This window comes from Methylibium sp. Root1272 (assembly GCF_001425905.1).
Taxonomy (GTDB): Bacteria; Pseudomonadota; Gammaproteobacteria; order Burkholderiales; family Burkholderiaceae_C; genus Methylibium.
In genome coordinates this window covers 55976-73491 of the sequence record NZ_LMDY01000003.1, presented here as the reverse complement: position 1 = coordinate 73491, position 17516 = coordinate 55976, and the positions used below count along the sequence as shown (strand labels likewise).

Annotated in this window: 15 protein-coding genes and 1 tRNA gene; 8 read left to right on the top strand and 8 right to left on the bottom strand. The window is 69.4% G+C overall.

Annotation, left to right across the window (positions count from 1 at the left end; genetic code table 11):
- Positions 1–8: 8 nt before the first annotated feature.
- Together ASC67_RS04445 and bchF are read right to left on the bottom strand one after the other, a co-directional pair.
- Positions 9–1295 (bottom strand): ferredoxin:protochlorophyllide reductase (ATP-dependent) subunit N, encoded by a 1287-nt coding sequence (locus tag ASC67_RS04445; RefSeq protein WP_056315553.1) that lies wholly within the window; start codon positions 1293–1295, stop codon positions 9–11.
- The gene (bchF, locus tag ASC67_RS04440; RefSeq protein ID WP_056315551.1) at positions 1292–1840 is read right to left on the bottom strand and encodes a 2-vinyl bacteriochlorophyllide hydratase; all 549 of its coding nucleotides are present in this window, start codon (positions 1838–1840) and stop codon (positions 1292–1294) included. The genes ASC67_RS04445 and bchF overlap by 4 nt, the downstream gene beginning before the upstream one ends.
- A gap of 172 nt (positions 1841–2012) precedes the next feature.
- Between bchF and ASC67_RS04435 the strand changes: the two genes are divergently transcribed.
- The 8 genes from ASC67_RS04435 to ASC67_RS20150 all read left to right on the top strand — a co-directional run bounded on the left by ASC67_RS04435 (position 2013) and on the right by ASC67_RS20150 (position 9896).
- A complete protein-coding gene (locus tag ASC67_RS04435) occupies positions 2013–3221 on the top strand; it encodes a B12-binding domain-containing protein (RefSeq protein ID WP_162245601.1) in 1209 nt (402 codons plus the stop codon).
- 81 nt (positions 3222–3302) lie between these two features.
- The gene (gene ppsR, locus ASC67_RS04430; protein ID WP_056315547.1) at positions 3303–4733 is read left to right on the top strand and encodes a transcriptional regulator PpsR; all 1431 of its coding nucleotides are present in this window, start codon (positions 3303–3305) and stop codon (positions 4731–4733) included.
- 101 nt (positions 4734–4834) lie between these two features.
- Positions 4835–5722 (top strand): chlorophyll synthase ChlG, encoded by an 888-nt coding sequence (gene chlG / locus ASC67_RS04425; protein ID WP_082535820.1) that lies wholly within the window; start codon positions 4835–4837, stop codon positions 5720–5722.
- Positions 5719–7074 (top strand): BCD family MFS transporter, encoded by a 1356-nt coding sequence (locus tag ASC67_RS04420; protein WP_056315546.1) that lies wholly within the window; start codon positions 5719–5721, stop codon positions 7072–7074. The genes chlG and ASC67_RS04420 overlap by 4 nt, the downstream gene beginning before the upstream one ends.
- 4 nt (positions 7075–7078) lie before the next feature.
- Complete coding sequence (locus ASC67_RS04415; protein WP_056315544.1) at positions 7079–8293, top strand: geranylgeranyl diphosphate reductase; 1215 nt, start codon at positions 7079–7081, stop codon at positions 8291–8293.
- Positions 8290–8781: a TspO/MBR family protein gene (locus tag ASC67_RS04410; RefSeq protein WP_056315542.1), complete on the top strand. Its 492-nt coding sequence runs from the start codon at positions 8290–8292 to the stop codon at positions 8779–8781. Before ASC67_RS04415 ends, ASC67_RS04410 begins: the two co-directional genes overlap by 4 nt.
- A 7-nt stretch (positions 8782–8788) precedes the next feature.
- The gene (locus tag ASC67_RS04405; RefSeq protein ID WP_056315540.1) at positions 8789–9055 is read left to right on the top strand and encodes a hypothetical protein; all 267 of its coding nucleotides are present in this window, start codon (positions 8789–8791) and stop codon (positions 9053–9055) included.
- 115 nt (positions 9056–9170) lie between these two features.
- On the top strand, positions 9171–9896 hold the full coding sequence (locus tag ASC67_RS20150) for a GNAT family N-acetyltransferase (RefSeq protein ID WP_082535819.1): 726 nt from the start codon (positions 9171–9173) through the stop codon (positions 9894–9896).
- Here the strand turns inward: ASC67_RS20150 and ASC67_RS04400 are convergent.
- The 6 genes from ASC67_RS04400 to ASC67_RS04375 form a co-directional block, all read right to left on the bottom strand.
- Positions 9885–9960: transfer RNA gene (locus tag ASC67_RS04400), tRNA-Thr, on the bottom strand. The two genes, ASC67_RS20150 and ASC67_RS04400, sit on opposite strands and share 12 nt — an antisense overlap.
- Before the next feature lie 71 nt (positions 9961–10031).
- Positions 10032–11294: a 6-phosphofructokinase gene (locus tag ASC67_RS04395; RefSeq protein WP_056315538.1), complete on the bottom strand. Its 1263-nt coding sequence runs from the start codon at positions 11292–11294 to the stop codon at positions 10032–10034.
- Positions 11295–11334: 40 nt separating this feature from the next.
- Complete coding sequence (locus ASC67_RS04390; protein ID WP_056315536.1) at positions 11335–12345, bottom strand: class 1 fructose-bisphosphatase; 1011 nt, start codon at positions 12343–12345, stop codon at positions 11335–11337.
- A gap of 43 nt (positions 12346–12388) precedes the next feature.
- Positions 12389–15085 carry an aminopeptidase N gene (pepN, locus tag ASC67_RS04385; protein ID WP_056315534.1) on the bottom strand — a complete coding sequence of 899 codons (2697 nt, stop codon included), beginning with the start codon at positions 15083–15085 and terminating at the stop codon, positions 12389–12391.
- A 49-nt stretch (positions 15086–15134) separates the two neighbouring features.
- A protein-coding gene (gene prfB / locus ASC67_RS20470) for a peptide chain release factor 2 (protein ID WP_156466657.1) occupies positions 15135–16239 on the bottom strand; the annotation gives its coding sequence in 2 pieces (ribosomal slippage) (positions 15135–16157 and positions 16159–16239; 1104 coding nt in all).
- Between the two features lie 318 nt (positions 16240–16557).
- A complete protein-coding gene (locus tag ASC67_RS04375) occupies positions 16558–17493 on the bottom strand; it encodes an alpha/beta fold hydrolase (RefSeq protein ID WP_056315532.1) in 936 nt (311 codons plus the stop codon).
- Positions 17494–17516: the final 23 nt, after the last annotated feature.

The window sequence follows — 17516 nt, the reverse complement described above, 5'->3', positions numbered from 1 at the left end:
TCGGGCTCCTAGGCGACGAGCTTCAGGCGGCGCAGCAGCGGCCGCGTGAACAGTTCGGCCAGGTCGGCGGCCTGGTCGTAACCCTGGATCGGCGTGAACACGAGCTCGATCGACCACTTGGTGGTCAGGCCCTCGGCCTCGAGCGGGTTGGCGAGGCCCAGGCCGCACACCACGAGGTCGGGCCGCGCGGCGCGGCAGCGATCGAGCTGGTGCTCGACGTGCTGTCCCTCGGACAGCACGGTGCCGGCCGGCAGCAGCGCAAGCTCCTGCGCGAGGTGCTGGCGGTGCAGGTAGGGCGAGCCGACCTCGACCAGCGCCATGCCCAGTTCGCGCGCCAGGAAGCGGGCGATCGGCACCTCGAGCTGCGAGTCGGGGAAGAAGAAGATGCGTTTGCCGTCCAGCTGCACGCGGTGGCGCGCCAGCGCGCCAGTGGCGCGGGCGCGGGCGCTCGCGGTCGCACGCTCGAAGGCGGCGGCTTCGACACCGAAGGCGCTGGCCGCGGCCTGCAGCCACTGCGTCGTGCCTTCCACGCCGAGCGGGAAGGGCGCAGCCAGGCGCACCGCACCACGCGCTTCGAGCGCCCGCGCGGTGTCGGCCAGGAAGGGCTGCGCCAGCAGGTAGCGCGTCTGCGGGCCGACGGCGGGCAGTTCGGTCGCGCGCCGCGGTGGAAAGAAGCGCACCGGGCCGAGGCCCATGTCGGCGAACAGCCGGGTGAACTGGTCTTCCACCACGTCGGCCAATGCGCCGACGACCAGCAGCGAGGCCGGCGCGTCGGCGGCCGGCGAAGGCAGGCCCGGCACCAGTGCGGCGAGGCAGGCGTCCTCGCCCTGCGTGAACGTGGTCTCGATGCCGCTGCCCGAGTAGTTCAGCACCCGCACCGACGGCGAGAAGGTCTTCGACAGCCGCGACGCGGCGCGCGACAGGTCGAGCTTGATGACCTCGGACGGGCAGGAGCCCACCAGGAACAGCAGCCGGATCTCCGGGCGACGGGCGAGCAACTGCGTCACCACGCGGTCGAGCTCCTCGTTCGCGTCGGCCAGCCCGGCGAGGTCGCGCTCGTCGATGATGGCGGTGGCGAAGCGCGGCTCGGCGAAGATCATCACGCCGGCGGCGGACTGGATCAGGTGCGCACAGGTGCGCGAGCCCACCACCAGGAAGAAGGCGTCCTGCATCTTGCGGTGCAGCCAGATGATGCCGGTCAGCCCGCAGAACACTTCGCGCTGGCCACGCTCGCGCAGCACGGGCGCGTCGGAGCAGCCGTCGCTGGTGGCGCGGATCGGGATGACCGGGCTCATGCGCCGCTCGCCTCGGCGCTGCCCAGTGGCGGCGTGGCCTGCCGCGCGTGCTGCAGCCGCGCCGCCCGCAGCTTCAACAGGAACTGCGTCGCGTTGATCACGTAGGTCGCGTAGGCAGCGAGCGCGAGCAGCATCAGCGCGCGCGTCTCGAGCGCGCCGGTCGCGAGCGCGACGAGGTAGGCCGTGTGCAGCGCCAGGACCAGCATGCTGAACACGTCTTCCCAGTAGAAGGCCGGCGCGAACAGGTAGCGGCCGAACACGGCCTTCTCCCACAGGCAGCCGGTGATCATGATCGCGTAGAGCGCCAGGGTCTTGACGACGATGGAGGCGGTGGCCGCCTGTTGGCCCTCGCCGGTGGCGAGGTAGCGCAGCACCAGCCCCAGGCTCACGAGGAAGATCAGGAACTGCACCGGCGCCAGAACGCCCTGCACCAGCGTCCAGCCGGACTCGTCGCGCCGGCGCTTCTCCTGGGCCGTGTACAGCGCCGGGCACACCGCCTGACGGGCAGTGTCGTCCCTCGATTTCGGCTTGTCCCAGGCACCCATGGCACCGAATCTAGATCGGTCGACCGAGAGTGTCAATTGGTATGGACGTAAATCTAGATTGACATATTGCGAATCGACTCCGATGATTCCTCGGACGGTGCCGACGCCCGGTCGGTGCCGATGTCCTGCCCCGCGGATCGTTCCCGCGGTGGGTCGATTGCGAGGAGGCTCCGTGCCCCGGAACGTCGTTCTGCCAGCTGCCGTCGTGCCACCGTCCGTGCATCGTGCCGGCCTGGCCGCGGGGCGGCTGGATGCACGCACAGCAACGGGCGCACGCCAATTGACGCTGCGTTTTGACCGCAGTACAAGCCGCGCAGGATGCCTTTCTATCCTCGGGATTCCAGGGCTGCCGACACCGGACGAGATCGAACGCAACAAGAAGTTTGGTTGCTTGACTGCCCCCGGGCATCCGCCTGAGCCGCCACGCAGAAGCCAGCTCTCTCACTTCGCGAGGAGACACCTGATGGATCGAGCGGTTCAAGGCTGGGTGCCCGAACTACTGCTGCGCGGCGAACAAGGGGTGAACTACTGCCCCGGGCCGGGCGAAGCGGCAGAGTCCGGCGCCATGCCCGACGCGAAGCAGGTTGACGACAACCCCGACGCGCGAATGGCCCGGCTGGCGCGCGCGATCGAGCAGGAGATCATCCCGCGCCTGATGCTCGCGCACCGCCTGGTGCACGAGTGCCCGCAGACGCCCTCGATCGACGGCGAACTGATCAGCCAGCGCGACGTCGAGGATTTCGCCAAGCTGGTGTTGTCGCGCGACGAGGATCTGCCGCTCGCCTGTGTGGAGGCGATCCGTTCCCGCGGTGTGAGCATCGAGCGCATCTACCTGGACCTGCTCGCCCCGACGGCGCGCTATCTCGGCCACCTGTGGAACGAGGATCTGTGCGATTTCACCGAGGTCACCGTGGGCCTGGGCCGGTTGCAGCAGGTGCTGCGGGAGCTGAGTCCGGCGTTCGGCCAGTCGGTCGAGCACCCGGCGCACGGGCGGCGCGTGCTGCTGTTGCCGAGCCCGGGTGAGCAGCACACCTTCGGGCTGGTGATGGTGGCCGAGTTCTTCCGCCGCGCGGGGTGGGACGTGGCCGGCGGCGCCTGGGAGTGCGAACTCGACGCCAACGAGATGGTCGGCAGCGAGTGGTTCGATGTCGTGGGCTTCTCGCTGGGCAGCGAGACGCACCTTGACGCCTTGCGCGAGTGCATCCGCTCGGTACGGCAGCGGGCCCGCAACCGCGAGGTCGGCATAATGGTCGGAGGTCCGATGTTCATAGAGCATCCGGAGTTCGTGGCGAGCGTCGGCGCCGACGCTTTGGCCACCGATGGGCGCCATGCGCCGATTCTTGCGGAACAATTGATCGCGCAGCGAACCCAACGCTGCTAGTGCGCTGCCCTTTTCGGTAGGCACCGAACAGAAAAGAGGCAGTCATGCGTCAGGAGTGGCAGCGCGAACGGAAAGTCGGACATGAAGTCGTTCGATGAACCGTCGCTGTCGCTCGGCGATCTGGATGCCGAGGCGGCGGGGCGGCTGATCGCGGCGTCGTCCGACGTGGCGCTCATCGTCGACGGCGAGGGCATCATCCGCGACCTCGCCTTCGGCAATGACGAACTTTCCAAGGCCGGCTACCAGGACTGGCTCGGCAAGTCCTGGGCCCAGACCGTGACGGTCGAGAGCCGCCCCAAGGTCGAGGCGCTGTTGCGCGAACTGGGGGGGAAGGGCGCCCCGAAGTGGCGCCACATCAACCATCCTTCGGCCGATGGCGCCGATCTGCCGCTGCTCTACGCCGCGGTGCCGGTCGGGAGCAAGGGCCATGCCCTGGCGGTCGGGCGCTCGGTGGCCTTCGGCCGCGACCTGCGGGCCAACGCGGCCCTGCAGCAGCGCCTGGTCAGCGCCCAGCAGTCGATGGAGCGCGACTACTGGCGCATGCGCCACATGGAGACGCGCTACCGCGTGCTGTTCCAGGTGTCGTCGGAGCCGGTGCTGATCCTGGACGCCGCCACGCTCAAGCTCGAGGACGCCAACCCCGCGGCCAGCAAGCTGCTGGGCGACGCCACGCAGCGCGCCGGCTGGTCGCTGGCGCGCGCCTTCGATGCCGCGGGCCAGGCGGCGGTCGACGAACTGTTCGCTGCGGTGCGCGCCACCGGACGATCCGACACCGTGAAGGCGCGTCTGGGCAAGGACGGCAGCGAATGGACGGTGTCGGCGTCGCTGTTCAGGCAGGAGAAGTCGTCGCACTTCCTGGTGCGGCTGTCGGCTTTGCGCCATGCCGCCGAGCTGCCCAAGCCGAGCCCGAAGGACATGCTGCTGCGCCTGGTCGAGAGCGCACCGGACGGCTTCGTCGTGACCGATCTCGACGGGTTGATCCTCACTGCCAACCAGGCCTTCCTCGATCTGGCGCAGCTCGCCACCGAGGAGCAGGCGCGCGGCGTCTCGCTCGAGAAATGGCTGGGTCGCACCGGGGTCGATCTGAGCGTGCTGATCAGCAACCTGCGTCAGCGCGGCGCGGTACGGCTGTTCGCCACCAGCATGCGCGGCGAGTACGGCTCGACCTCTGAGGTCGAGATCTCGGCCGTTGCGGTGACCGAGGGCGAGCAGCCTTGCCTGGGCTTCACCATCCGCGACGTCGGCCGCCGCCTGCCGAGCGATGCCCGCGCCAGCCGCGAGGTGCCGCGTTCGGTGGGGCAGATGACCGAACTGGTGGGGCGCGTGCCCCTGCGCGAGATCGTGCGCGACACGACCGACCTGATCGAGCAGCTCTGCATCGAGGCCGCACTGCAACTCACACGCGACAACCGCGCCTCGGCGGCCGAGATGCTCGGCCTGTCACGTCAGAGCCTGTACGTGAAGCTGCGCCGCTACGGCCTCGGCGACGCCACGGTCGAGAGCGAAAGCTAGCTCCTCGCGCTCGTGGCGGTGGGTGAGCGACATACCGCGCCCTGCCGTCGATGTGTAAGTTCTAATTGACAGTGTTTAATGTCATGCCAAGAATCTTTGGCATGGCACGTCCGGCATTGTCCGCAGTGATCGAGCTCTTCAAGCCGATCACCTGGTTCCCTCCGATGTGGGCGTTCGGCTGTGGCGTGATCGCTTCGGGCGCGCCGGTTGCAGACCGTTGGCCGGTGGTCATCGTCGGTGTGCTGCTGGCGGGGCCGCTGGTCTGCGCCACCAGCCAGGCGGTCAACGACTGGTTCGACCGGCACGTTGACGCGATCAACGAGCCGCAGCGGCCGATCCCCTCCGGTCGCATGCCCGGTCGCTGGGGTCTGGGTCTGGCCATCGGCTGGACCGGCGTGTCCCTTGCGGTGGCGAGCCTGCTCGGCCCCTGGGGTTTCGGGGCGGCCGTCGTCGGGCTGCTGCTCGCCTGGGCCTACAGCGCGCCGCCGCTGCGGCTCAAGGAGAACGGCTGGTGGGGCAATGCCGCCTGCGGCATCTGCTACGAAGGCCTGGCCTGGGCCACGGGCGCGGCCGTGATGGCCGGCGGCAGCATGCCCAGCGGCCGCTCGCTGCTGCTGGCGGCGCTCTACAGCGGCGGTGCGCACGGCATCATGACGTTGAACGACTTCAAGTCGGTCGAGGGCGATCGGCGCATGGGCGTCGGCTCGCTGCCGGTGCGCCTGGGCGTGCAGCCGGCCGCGCGTGTGGCTTGCTGGATCATGAGCCTGGCACAACTGCTCGTGGTGCTGGCCCTGGTGCACTGGGGCCGGCCGGTGCCGGCGCTCGTGGTCGGGCTGCTGTTGCTGCTGCAATTGCTGATGATGGACCGCTTCCTCGACAGCCCGAGCGAGCGGGCCACCTGGTACAGCGGCTTCGGCGTGCCGCTGTTCGTGGCCGGCATGATGGTCAGCGCCTTCGCGCTGCGATCGCTGGAAGCGGGGCGCGCATGACGCCGCAGCAGAACTTCGGCTGGGGTCGCATCCTGCGGCTCGGCCTCGTGCAGGCCGCGCTCGGGGCGGTAGTCGTGATGACCACGTCGACGCTCAATCGCGTGATGGTCGTCGAGCTGGCGCTGCCCGCGCTGCTGCCGGGCCTGCTGGTGGCGATCCACTACCTGGTGCAGGTGGCACGGCCGCGCATGGGCTACGGCTCCGATCTCGGCCAGCGCCGCACGCCGTGGATCGTCGGCGGCATGGCCGTGCTGGCGTCGGGCGGCGTGGCCGCAGCGGTGGCCACCGCCTGGATGGGCAGCCACCCGGCGGCCGGCATCGCGCTGGCCGTCGTGGCCTTCCTGATGATCGGTCTGGGCGTCAGCGCCAGCGGGACCTCGCTGCTCGTGCTGCTGGCCAAGCGCGTGGCTCCGTCGCGCCGTGCCGCGGCAGCCACCGTGGTGTGGCTGATGATGATCGCGGGCTTTGCGGTGACGGCCGGGCTCGCCGGCAGGCTGCTCGATCCCTACACGCCGTGGCGTCTGGTGCAGGTCTCGTTCGGCGTGTCCGCGATCGCCTTCGCCATGACGCTGCTGGCCTTGTATCGGCTCGAAGGCGACGATGCGGTGCCCGTCGGCGCGGCGGCGGACGCGGCCCCACGAACGTCGTTCCGCGACGCGCTGGCCCAGGTCTGGGCCGAACCTGCGGCGCGCCGGTTCACGCTCTTCATCTTCGTCTCGATGCTGGCGTTCAGCGCCCAGGACCTGATCCTCGAGCCCTTCGCCGGCACCGTGTTCGGCTACACGCCCGGCGCATCGACGCAGTTGTCGGGGGTGCAGCATGGCGGCGTGCTGGTCGGCATGCTGCTCGTCGCCGCGGCCGGCAGCGGTCTGGCGGGACAGCGCTGGGGTTCGCTGCGTGCCTGGACGGTGGGCGGCTGCCTGGCCTCGGGGGTCGCGCTGATGGGCCTGGTCAGGATCGGGCTGAGCGGCGAGGGCACATGGCTGGGGCTCACCGTCTTTCTGCTCGGGGCCGCGAACGGTGCGTTCTCGATCGCGGCCATCGCCTCGATGATGCGGCTGGCCGGCGAGGGCCGGCAGGCCCGCGAAGGAACTCGCATGGGTCTGTGGGGTGGCGCGCAGGCGGTGGCCTTCGGGCTCGGCGGACTGGTCGGCACGGCGGCGAGCGATCTGGCTCGGTGGCTGGTCGGAACGCCGGCCCAGGCCTATGCCGCCGTGTTCGCGCTCGAGGCCTTGCTGTTCGTCGGTGCCGCGCTGCTCGCGGCGAGGGTCGAGACGGAGCACGCGCCCGCGCGCGAGGTCCGGAATCGATCGCTCGACGCCGCTTCTGGCGTCGGCATGGAAGCGAGGTGAGGTCATGGAAGCAACGTCGTCGTCGGTTACTTTTGATGTCGTGGTGATCGGCGGAGGGCCCGCCGGCGCCACTGCGGCGCACGACCTGGCCCGCCTCGGCCGCAGCGTGCTGCTGCTCGACCGGGCCGGGCGCACCAAGCCCTGCGGCGGGGCAATCCCGCCGCGGCTGATCCGCGATTTCGCCATCCCCGACGAACTGCTCGTGGCGCGAGCCACGTCGGCGCGCATGGTGTCGCCGACCGACAAGCGGGTCGACATCCCGATCGAGAACGGCTTCGTCGGCATGGTCGACCGCGATCACTTCGACGAATGGCTGCGCGAGCGCGCGGCCGGCGGCGGCGCGCAGCGGCAGATCGGCAGCTTCGACCGGCTCACGCGCGACGACGACGGCGTGAGCGTCGTGCACTACCAGGCCCGCGAGCGGGCCGGCGACGCCGCCGGCGTGGCGCGCAGCGTGCGCGCCCGCTGTGTCATCGGCGCCGACGGGGCGCGCTCGGCGGTGGCCCGCCAGGCCATCGTGGGCGCCGAGCGCAACCCCTGCGTGTTCGCGTACCACGAGATCGTCCGCACGCCCGAGGCCCGGCCGGCGGGCTACGACGGCTCGCGCTGCGACGTCTACTACCGTGGCAGCCTGTCACCCGACTTCTACGGCTGGGTCTTTCCTCATGGCGACACGCTGAGCATCGGCACCGGCAGCGCCGACAAGGGCTTCTCGCTGCGCGCCGCCGTCGGCCGCCTGCGCTCCGATTCGGGCCTGCAGGGCGCACAGACGCTGCGCCGCGAAGGTGCACCGATCCCGATGAAGCCGCTGCGGCGCTGGGACAACGGCCGCGATGTGCTGCTGGCCGGTGACGCGGCGGGCGTGGTGGCGCCGGCCTCGGGCGAGGGCATCTACTACGCGATGGCCTCCGGGCGGCTCGCGGCCGAGGCCGTCGAGTCGGTGCTGCAGACCGGCGACGGCCGTTGCCTGCAGCAGGCGCGGCGGCGCTTCATGAAGGCCCACGGCACCGTGTTCCGCGTGCTCGGCGTGATGCAGTGGTTCTGGTACTCCAGCGACCGCCGCCGCGAGCGCTTCGTCACGATCTGCGAGGACCGCGACGTGCAGCAACTCACCTTCGAGTCGTACATGAACAAGGAACTGGTGCGCAAGAAGCCGATGGCCCACGTGCGCATCTTCTTCAAGGACATGGGGCACCTGCTGGGGCTGGTGCGCGCATGACCTCACGCGGTGGCCTGCTCAAGCCTGTCCTGATCGCGGCAGCCGCCGCGCTCGCGGTGGCCGGCCTCGGCGGCCTGATGACCGATCTGGGCCCCTGGTACCAGCAGCTCGTGCAGCCGCCCTGGAAGCCGCCCGACTGGCTGTTCGGTCCCGCGTGGACAGCGATCTTCGCGCTGGCGGCCATGGCCGGCGTCGTTGCGTGGCGGCGTGCGCCGCGGCAGGTCGATCGCGAGTGGATGCTGGCGCTCTTCGCGCTCAACGGCTTTCTGAACGTGCTGTGGAGCCTGCTGTTCTTCCGCCTGCACCGGCCCGACTGGGCGCTGATCGAGGTGGCGTTGCTTTGGCTGTCGGTGCTGCTGCTGATGGGGGTGCTGGCCCGCTATGCGCGCCCTGCGAGCCTGCTGCTCTTGCCGTATCTCGCGTGGGTGGCGTTCGCCGGCTTCCTGAACCTCACGACCGTCCGGCTCAACGGCCCGTTCGGGACCTGAGGGCGCCGTGATCGAAGCGCTCTCGAGCGTCGTCGTCGTCGATCTGGTCATCGGTCTGACCGTGATCGAAGGCCTCGCGCTGGCGCTCTATCACCGCCACACCGGCAAAGGCGTGCGCATCGGCGACTTCGCGGTCAACCTGGTGTCGGGGCTGTGCTTGATGCTGGCGCTGCGGGGGGCTCTGGCAGCCTCCTCCTGGCTCTGGATCGTGGCGTGGTTGGCGGCTGCCGGCCTCGCGCATGCGATCGATCTAGCGCTTCGGTGGCCAAGGTGAGAAGAGTCGGGACGATGTGAAAGCGCCGCCGTGGCCGGGAATATGACCGGAACATCGGACTGTCGCCGTCCCGAACCGTGCCGCGCGGGCGTCGAGACGGAACAATCTTGATGCAATGGAGTCCACCACCCCGAGAGCAACAATTCGTCCGGCAGAGCGTCCTCGCGATGGTCTGCGGCATATCGAACACATGCGATGGCTGGTGAGGCGATTCAAGACGCTGATCGAATGGTGCTGGCAGCGCGGGGTACCGCGTCGAGCGATCGACGACATCGCCATCCGGAGGCTCATCGCCTCCGAGATCGACGCGGTGCAGCGGGCGGTTCCGGCGCCGCTCGTGTCGCCTTACTCGTCGAGCTTGCAGGAGCAGGCCGATGGCGACCTGGATATTCTGGTGGCGTGGTATCGCGGCGTGCCGATCGGTATCGGCTTCATCGGATGGCGTCGCCTGCATGCGCCGCAGATCGCGCAGCGCTGGCGCGACATCCCGGAGATCTATCGCCTGTTCGTCCCCCTTCGCTATCGTTCCTTGGGGGTTGGCTCGCGCCTGATGGATGAGATGGAGTCGCTGGCAGCGGCGCGCGCTTGCGAAGCGATCGGGCTGGGCGTCAGCCATGGCAACCCTCGTGCACGCATGCTGTACGAGCGCCGCGGCTATGACGCCGACGCGGTGGAGTTCCTGAACGAATACGCCGTCGTCGATCGTCAAGGGCGCTCGCAAACGATCAGGGATCGTTCCGTCTACCTGGTCAAGCGCCTGCGCAGCGGCGCTGCGCCGCTTGGCAAGACGTCCAGGGAAGAGACCGGGCAGCGCCGAGCTCTCGAATCATGGTGCCGGTGAGAAGAGTCGAACTCCCGACCTTCGCATTACGAATGCGCTGCTCTACCAACTGAGCTACACCGGCAAGGTCTTTTCAGACCCCCGGAGCGTCGATGCCGCACCGGGAAGACGCAGATTCTAGCCGATGGCGTTGCGCTATTTCAGGTCGAAGACGGGCAGCTTCTTAGGTACCGCCACGTTCTTCAGGCTCACGTAGCACGGCAGGCCGTTCGCGAAGCGCGGATAGTCCTCGCCCTGGATCAGCGGCAGCAGGTAGCGACGGCATTTCTCGGTGATGCCGAAGCCGTCCTTGGTGATGAAGTCTCGCGGCATGAACTTCTCGACGTTGGCCACCTTCGCCAGCGGCGCCACGCCGATGCGGTACTTGTACGGCGCATCGGACAGGCGCTCGATCGTCGGCATCACCGCGTTGTGGCCCCGCAGCGCCAGCTCGACGGCCTTGCGCCCCAGCGCGTAGGCCTGGGTCACGTCGGTCTTCGACGCGATGTGGCGTGCCGAGCGCTGCAGGTAGTCGGCCACCGCCCAGTGGAACTTGTGGCCGAGCGCCTGCTTGATGAGGTTCGCCACCACCGGCGCCGCGCCGCCGAGCTGCGCATGGCCGAAGGCGTCGCGGGCGCCCTGCTCGGCGAGGAAGCTGCCGTCCGCGTGGTGGCAGCCCTCGGACACCACCACGGTGCAGTAGCCGTGCTGCTTGACGAGCTTGTCGACGCGCGCGAGAAACTTCTGCTCGTCGAACACGATCTCGGGGAACAGGATCACCACCGGGATGCCCTGGTCCTCGACCAGGCCGCCGGCCGCGGCGATCCAGCCGGCGTGGCGGCCCATGACCTCGACGACGAACACCTTGGTCGAGGTCTTGGCCATCGAGCGCACGTCGAACGAGGCCTCGAGCGTCGACACCGCCACGTATTTGGCCACCGAGCCGAAGCCGGGGCAGCAGTCGGTGAAGGCGAGGTCGTTGTCGATGGTCTTGGGCACGTGGATCGCCTGCAGCGGGTAGCCCATCGCCTCCGACAGCTGGCTGACCTTGAAGCAGGTGTCGGCCGAATCGCCGCCGCCGTTGTAGAAGAAGTAGCCGATGTCGTGTGCGCGGAACACCTCGATCAGGCGTTCGTACTCGCGCCGGTTCGCCTCGAGCGACTTGAGCTTGTAGCGGCAGGAGCCGAAGGCGCCCGACGGCGTGGAGCGCAGCGCGGCGATCGCCGTGGCCGACTCCTTGCCGGCGTCGATCAGGTCCTCGGTGAGCGCGCCGATGATGCCGTCGCGGCCGGCGTAGACCTTGCCGATGCGGTCCTTGTGGCGGCGCGCCGTCTCGATCACGCCGCAGGCCGACGCGTTGATGACCGCCGTCACGCCGCCCGACTGGGCATAGAACGCGTTCCTCTTCTTACTTGCCATCGACTCGTCCTCCGTGGTGGTGCGGTCGCGGCCGCCGCCGTCAGCCCGCTTCGCGATGGTAGGCGCTCGCGCGCTCGACCTCGTTCTTCGAGCCCAGGATCACGCTGACGCGCTCGTGCAGCTGGCCCGGCTGCAGGTCGAGTACGCGCTGCTTGCCGTTGGTGGCCGCGCCGCCGGCCTGCTCGACGATGAAACCCATCGGATTGGCCTCGTACATCAGCCGCAGCTTGCCGGCCTTGGCCGGCTCGCGCTTGTCCCAGGGGTACATGAAGACGCCTCCGCGGCACAGGATGCGGTGCACGTCGGCCACCATGCTGGCGACCCAGCGCATGTTGAAGTCCTTGCCGCGCGGGCCGTCCTTGCCCTGCAGGCATTCGTCGATGTAGCGCTGCATCGGCGGCGCCCAGTGGCGCTGGTTGCTCATGTTGACCGCGAACTCCTTGGTGTCCTCGGGGATGCGCACCTCGTCGGCGGTGAGCACCCACGAGCCCTGCTCGCGGTCGAGCGTGAACATCGCGACGCCGTCGCCGACGGTCAGCACCAGCGTGGTCTGCGGGCCGTAGACGCAATAGCCGGCGGCCACCTGGGCACTGCCGGGCTGCAGGAAGTCCTGGGTGCTGACGCCCGGGGTGTCGCTCTGCTTCTTCAGCACGGAGAAGATGGTGCCGATGCTGACGTTGACGTCGATATTGCTCGAGCCGTCGAGCGGGTCGAACAGCAGCAGGTACTCGCCCTGGGGGTAGCGGTTGGGCACGACGTAGATGCTGTCCATCTCCTCGCTGGCCATGGCCGCGAGCGCGCCGCCCCATTCGTTGGCCTCGATCAGCACCTCGTTGGCGATGATGTCCAGCTTCTTCTGCACCTCGCCCTGCACGTTCTCGCTGCCGGCGCTGCCGAGCACGCCACCCAGCGCGCCCTTGTTGACGCTGATGGCGATGCTCTTGCAGGCGCGCGCCACCACCTCCAGCAGCAGGCGCAGCTGCGCCGGGATGCGGCCGCGCTCGCGCTGCTCCTCCACCAGGTATTGCGTGAGGCTGATGCGTCGGGTCATCTCGGGGTTCCTTCGGACGTGAGAGAGAGGGGAAGAGGGGAGGTCAGTCCTGCAGTGCGCGCGTGACGATCTCGCGCGTGTCCTCGGACAGCTCCGGCTTGGCCGCCACGCGGGCGATCGCCTCGCGCGCGGCGCTGCGGTAGGGCTCGGCCAGCGCACGCCAGCGGTCGAGTGCGCGCGCCAGCCGCGAGGCGAGCTGCGGGTTGATGGCGTCGACCTCGCACACCCGCTCGGCCCAGAACACGTAGCCGGCGGCGTCGCTGCGGTGGAAGGCGGCCGGGTTGTTGAGGAACAGCGCCGCCAGCACGCTGCGCGCCCGGTTCGGGTTGCGCAGCGAGAAGTCGGCATGCTGCAACAGGGCCTTGGCCCGCGCGAACACGCGGCCGGCGCGCTCGCCGACCGGCTCGCTCGCGCCGGCCTGCAGCGCGAACCACTTGTCGATCACCAGCGCCTCGCCCTTGAACAGCGCGTGGAAGCGCTCCAGCGCCGGCACCGCCAGCTCGGCGTGCGCGTTCACCAGGGCCGACAGCGCACCGAAGCGGTCGGTCATGTTGCCGGCGTCCTTGAAGCGCTGGTAGGCCCGGCCGGGCCAGACGGTGTCACCGCTGGCGGTGGCATCGAGCACCAGCATCGCCAGCGCCAGGTTGGCCAGCGCGCGCTGGCCGGCGCTGTGCGCGTCGGGCGAGTAGCCGCCGGCGGGCTGGTGCTTGTCGTAAGCCCAGACCCAGTCGTCGCGCAGCGCCTGCGCGAGCTGCAGGCGGGCGGCCTCGCGCACCGCATGCACGCGCTGCGGGTCGATCTGCACGCCGAGCCGCTCGCCCACGTACGTCTCGGTCGGCAGCGTGAGCGCGAGCTCCTTGAAGGCGGCGTCGAGCGCGGGGTCGCGCAGCAGGCTGCGCATCGCCGCGACGAAGGGCTGGTCGAGCACCGGTGTGCCGTCGTCCTGCCGCTGCGCGGCCGCGAGCAGGCGGCGCAACGCGAGCTGCTGGCCAGCCTCCCAGCGGTTGAAGGCGTCGCGGTCGTGGGCCAGCAGCACCAGCAACTGGGCATCCGTCAGCGCGGCGTCCAGGACCACCGGGGACGAGAAGCCGCGCAGCAGCGAGGGCACGGGTTCGGACTCGACACCGACGAAGGTGAAGGTGGCGCTCGGCTGGTCGAGCACCAGCACGCGGTCGCTGCCGTCCGCGGCCGGTTCACCGTCGAGCTGCAGTGGCAGCGCCCGGCCGTCGTCGGCCGCCACCAGGCCGATCGCGACCGGGATCACCCACGGCTGCTTGTCGGGCTGGCCGGGCGTGGGCAAGCCTCGCTGCGTGAGTTCGAGCGTGTAGCGGCGGGCCTCGGCGTCGTAGCGGCCGCGCGCGGCGAGCTGCGGCGTGCCGGCCTGCGCGTACCAGCGCTTGAAGGCGTCCAGCCGTCCGGCCAGGGCACTGCCGGGGTTGGCATCGGCGATGGCCTGCGCGAAATCGTCGCAGGTCACGGCCTGGCCGTCGTGGCGCTCGAAGTAGCGCTTCATGCCGGCGGCGAAGCCGTCGCGGCCGACCAGCGTGTGCATCATCCGCACCACCTCGGCGCCCTTCTCGTAGACGGTGGCGGTGTAGAAATTGTCGATCGCCTGGTACTGGTCGGGACGCACCGGGTGAGCCATCGGGCCGGCGTCCTCGGAGAACTGCACCTGGCGCAGCAGGCGCACGTCCTGGATGCGCTGCACGGCGCGGGCGCTGGCAGCGCCCGCCATGTCCATGCTGAACTCCTGGTCGCGGAAGACCGTGAGGCCTTCCTTCAGCGACAGCTGGAACCAGTCGCGGCAGGTCACGCGGTTGCCGGTCCAGTTGTGGAAGTACTCGTGGCCGACCACGCTCTCGACGTGCGCGAAGTCGAAGTCGGTGGCGGTCGCGGCGCTGGCCAGCACGAACTTCGTGTTGAAGATGTTCAGGCCCTTGTTCTCCATCGCGCCCATGTTGAAGTCGCTCACCGCGACGATCATGAAGCGCTCCAGGTCGAGCGACAGGCCGAAGCGCGCCTCGTCCCAGGCCACCGAGGCGATCAGCGAGTTCATCGCGTGCTCGGTCTTGTCCAGGTCGCCGGCGCGCACGTAGACCTGCAGCAAATGGTCTTTGCCCGAGCGGCTGCGGACCTTCTGCTCGCGCATCACCAGGTCGGCCGCGACCAGCGCGAACAGGTAGCTCGGCTTCGGGAAGGGGTCGTGCCACTTCGCGCTGTGCTTGCCGCCGTCGAGCTCGGCCTGCTCCACCAGGTTCCCGTTCGACAGCAGCACCGGGTAGGTCTTCGCGTCGGCCTTCAGCGTGACGGTGAAGACCGCCATCACGTCGGGCCGGTCGAGGAAGTAGGTGATGCGGCGGAAGCCCTGCGCCTCGCACTGCGTGAAGAAGCCGCCACCGGAGGTGTACAGGCCCGACAGCTGGGTGTTCTTCGCCGGTGCGCAGGTGTTGCGCAGCTCGAGCGTGAAGCGGCCGTCCGGCAGACCGTCGAGCACCAGTTGCGCGCCTTCGACGCGGAAGGAGATGCTCTCGCCATCGACCAGCACCCGTGTGAGGTTGATGTCCTCGCCGTCCAGGCGCAGCGGCTGCGCCGGCAGGTCGGGGTTGCGCTCGACCTCCATGCGGTTGATGACCAGCGTCTTCTGCGGGTCCAGGTCGAACGTGAGGTCGACGCTGCGGATCCAGTAGGCCGGGGCGCTGTAGTCCTCGCGGCGGACGAGGGGAGCGGTGCCTTCGCGCATGTGCGGTGTCTCCAGGGGAACTTCGTGGGGGTCGAGCGGAATGGGGGCCTCAGACGCCCTGCTTCAGGCTGGCCTCGATGAAGGCGTCCAGGTCGCCGTCGAGCACCTTCTGCGTGTTGGAGATCTCGACATTGGTGCGCAGGTCCTTGATGCGGCTGTTGTCCAGCACGTAGGAGCGGATCTGGTGGCCCCAGCCGACGTCGGTCTTGGTGTCTTCCAGCTTCTGCTGCTCTTCCTGGCGCTTGCGCATCTCATGGTCGTACAGGCGCGAGCGCAGCCGCTTCCACGCCACGTCGCGGTTGCTGTGCTGGCTGCGGCCGTCCTGGCACTGCACGACGATGCCGGTCGGGATGTGCGTCAGCCGCACCGCCGAGTCGGTCTTGTTGATGTGCTGGCCGCCCGCTCCGCTGGCGCGGAAGGTGTCGGTGCGCACGTCGGCCGGGTTGATCTCGATCTCGATCGAGTCGTCGACCTCGGGGTAGACGAACAGCGACGCGAAGCTGGTGTGGCGTCCGCCCGAGGAATCGAACGGGCTCTTGCGCACCAGGCGGTGCACGCCGGTCTCGGTGCGCAGGTGGCCGAAGGCGTAGTCGCCCTCGACCTTGATCGTTGCGTTCTTGATGCCGGCGGTGTCGCCCTCGGTCTCGTCCTCGATGGTGGCCTTGAAGCCCTTGCGTTCGCAGTACTTGAGGTACTGGCGCAGCAGCATGCTGGCCCAGTCGCAGGCCTCGGTGCCACCGGCGCCGGCCTGGATGTCGATGAAGCAGTTGCTCGGGTCGGCGGGGTTGCTGAACATGCGGCGGAACTCGAGCTGCTCCACCTGCGCGGCCAGACCCAGCGTCTCGGCCTCGATGGCACGCAGGCCGTCCTCGTCGCCTTCTTCCTTGCTCATCTCGTAGAGCTCGGCGTTGTCGACGAGGTCGCGCTCCAGCGACGCGATGGTGTCGACCACCGTCTCGAGCGACTTCTTCTCCCGGCCCAGGGCCTGGGCGTTCTTCGGGTCGTTCCAGACCGTCGGATCCTCGAGCGCGGCGTTGACCTCGCTCAGGCGGCGTGACTTTTCATCGTAGTCAAAGATACCCCCGGAGCTGGGCCGTGCGCTCGCGCAGGTCAGCAAGTTGGTTGCCGAGGGCGTTGATGTGTTCGATGTCCATGGGGGTTCCTTCGTGTTCGGGAGCGGCGGCTGAGGGCCGCTGATCGATGGATTTTCTCATGCTGCCTCTTGAGCTCGGAGCGGGCGAGGATGAGGGCGGGCCCGGCTGCGCTTAGCGGGGGTACCCGATGCGCTTCGCCGGGCCCGCCCTCATCCTCGCTTCCACCATCGCCGCACGGCCAGGTCCCGAAGCACAGTCGGTGCTTGCATGGCGGGGTGCGAGTGGGCGACAGCGCGCATCGGGTACCCCCGCTAAGCGATGGCGCCCACTCGCACCCCGCCATGCTCGCTCCAACACCCCGCCACCCCGCATTGCAGGTCACGGCCCCGACAGGAAACGCTCGATGTGCGCCGACAACTGCTCCGGCTGATCGTGGTGCAGCATGTGTCCGGCGTCTTCCAGCATCACCCGTTCGATCGACACGGTGGAGGCGATCGAGGCCAGGCGCTCCTCGAAATCGCTGCGCGGGTAGCTGTTGCCCCACCACTTGGATACGTCGGTCTGCCGCCCCTCCACCCACAGCAGCGGCGCCGTGATGCGCCCCCAGCAGGCCAGCACCTCGTCGACGCGGTAGAGCAGCGGGTTGCTGCGCTTGTGCGCCGGGTCGCCCTGGATCTCCCAGCGCCCCATTGCCGTTTGGCGCGCCCAGTGCGGCGCCAGCCACGCGGCGCGTTCCAAGGTGAGCCGCGGGTTGTTCTGGCGCAGTCGGTGTGCGACCTCGTCGAGGCTGGCGTAGTCGCGCAGGCGCTGCGGCGCCTTCAGTTCATCGAGCCATTTTGCGTAGCGGCTGGGCGCCTGGGCCGGCGCGCAGCGCGGCATGCCGAAGCCCTCGAGGTTGATCAGGCGGCGGATGCGCGCCGGCCGCACGCCGGCGTACAGCATCACGACGTTGCCGCCCATGCTGTGGCCCAGCAGGTCGACCGGTTGGTCGGGCGCGAAGTGGTCCAGCAGCGCGTCCAGGTCGGCCAGGTAGTCGGCGAACCAGTAGCTGTCGGTGGCAGGCGGCACCAGGCTGCCGCCGAAGCCGCGCCAGTCGGGCGCCAGCACGAAGCGCGGCGTGGCGAGCGCGTCGACCAGGAACTGGAAGGACGCACCCACGTCCATCCAGCCGTGCAGCAGCATCAGCGGTGGTCGGTCGGGGGCGACAAGCGAAGCATCGCCCCAGGCATGCACCTGGTAGTGCAGGCCGCGCACCGGCAATTGCAGGACGCGGGACGGGCGCAGGCCGGGAGCGAGGGAGGAGGGCAATGTCATGGCGCGGAGGGTAGCGCGTGTCG